The organism is Thauera phenylacetica B4P (genome assembly GCF_000310225.1).
Classification (GTDB): domain Bacteria; phylum Pseudomonadota; class Gammaproteobacteria; order Burkholderiales; family Rhodocyclaceae; genus Thauera; species Thauera phenylacetica.
This window is the reverse complement of record NZ_AMXF01000421.1, coordinates 1-1786: the sequence shown is the minus strand read 5'-3', so window position 1 is coordinate 1786 and position 1786 is coordinate 1. Positions and strand designations below refer to the sequence as shown.

Genomic DNA, 1786 nt, shown 5'->3' with positions numbered 1-1786 from the left:
CGCCGAGGCCGCGGCGGCGGCGCTGGCGCACGGCACGGCGGTGGTCGCCGTCGGCGGCGACGGCAGCCTCGGCACGGTGGCCCAGGCGGCGCACGCGGCAGGTTGCCCGATGGGCGTCATCCCCTACGGGACCTTCAACTACTTCGCGCGCACGCACGGCATCCCCACCGAGCCCGCGGCCGCGGTGCGGCACGTGCTGGATGCGCACCCGCAACCCGTGCAGGTGGGGGGCATCAACGACCGCGTCTTCCTGGTCAATGCCAGCCTGGGCGTCTATCCCGAGCTGCTGCAGGACCGCGAGGCCTACAAGGCCCGCTTCGGCCGCAGCCGCTGGGTGGCCTTCGTCGCCGGCTGCGCGACGCTGTTGCGTGCGCAGCGCCGGCTGCGCCTGCACATCGAGACCGGCGCCACGGTTCGCGACGTGCAGACGCTCACCCTCTTCGTGGGCAACAACCGGCTGCAGCTGCAGCAGCTGGGCGCGGAGCCGGAAGATACCGTCGTCGGCACGCCCGGCGATGGCAGCCTGGCCGCGCTGATGCTGCGGCCCATCGGCACGCTGTCGATGCTCGGGCTGATGCTGCGCGGAGCGATGGGCAGGCTGGGAGAGGCCGCCGGCGTGGAGTGCTTCGAGTTCACCCACATGGTGGTGAAGCCCAGGCTGGCGCGCGGCCGCAAGGAGATCGTGGTGGCCTTCGACGGCGAGGTGGCGCGGATGCGCGCGCCCATCGACCTGCGCGTGCTGGACCAACCCCTGTACCTGCTCCAGGCACCCGGCGCGGCGGGTGAGCCGGCGGCCGGGGCGTGAGGGCGGCGGCGTGAGCGTCCTGCTGCATATCGCGGACACCCACTTCGGCACCGAGCAGCGACCGGTCGTCGAGGCCCTGGTCGCGCTGGCGGCGCGGCAGCGGCCCGACCTGGTGGTGCTCGCGGGCGATGTCACGCAGCGCGCGCGACCGGCCCAGTTTCGTGCGGCGAAGGCCTTCGTCGAGCGGCTGGGGGCGCCGGTTCTGGCGGTGCCGGGCAACCACGACATCGCCCTGTTCGATCCGTGGGCGCGCCTGGCCCGCCCCTACGCGCGCTGGGCCGAGGTGTTCGGCGCCGATCTCGAGCCGGTGCACGCGTCGGCGGAGTTGCTCGTCGTGGGCGTCAACACCACCCGCGCCTGGCGGCACAAACACGGGGAGGTGTCGGCGGCGCAGATCGACCGTGTGGCAGGCCTGCTGGCCGCGGCGAGTCCGCGGCAGCTGCGCGTGGTGGTGGTGCACCAGCCCGCAGCGGTGATCCGCAGCCGAGACCGCGCCAACCTGCTGCGCGGCCACCAGGCCGCGCTGCAGGCCTGGTCGGTCGCCGGGGCCGACCTCGTCCTCGGCGGGCACATCCACCTGCCCTACACGCTGGCACCGCAAGGGCTTGCGCGCCGACTCTGGGTGCTCCAGGCCGGCACCGCCGTCTCCTCGCGCACGCGCGCCGAGGTGCCCAACTCGGTCAATATCGTGCGCTGGAACGAACCATCCGGCGCCCACGACACACCGGCGCCGCAGGGGTCGGCAGCGGGTGGAAGCTGCCTCGTCGAGCAGTGGGACTTCGTGCGCGACGAGCGGCGCTTCGTCCGCAGGGCGGTCACGCCCGTGCAACCCGAGCGCTCCTGAGCGCGAGACCCTCGCCCTTGCCTGGCGAGGGCCGCGTCCCCTTCGTCGGCCGGGACGACTCCGGCGCCTCGGGCCGGCCCGGCGCCGGCACCTCGGGCCGGGCTTGCGCCGCTAGCCATGCGCACGCCCCCTGCGGC

Annotated in this window: 2 protein-coding genes; both read left to right on the top strand. The window is 74.4% G+C overall.

The features are described from left to right. The coding region (locus tag C667_RS22675; protein ID WP_004387532.1) for a diacylglycerol/lipid kinase family protein at window positions 1–805 on the top strand (805 nt) is incomplete at its 5' end. A 10-nt stretch (window positions 806–815) separates the two neighbouring features. Then, window positions 816–1649, top strand: coding sequence for a metallophosphoesterase family protein (locus C667_RS22670; RefSeq protein WP_039922900.1), 834 nt, complete (start codon window positions 816–818; stop codon window positions 1647–1649). Window positions 1650–1786: the final 137 nt, after the last annotated feature.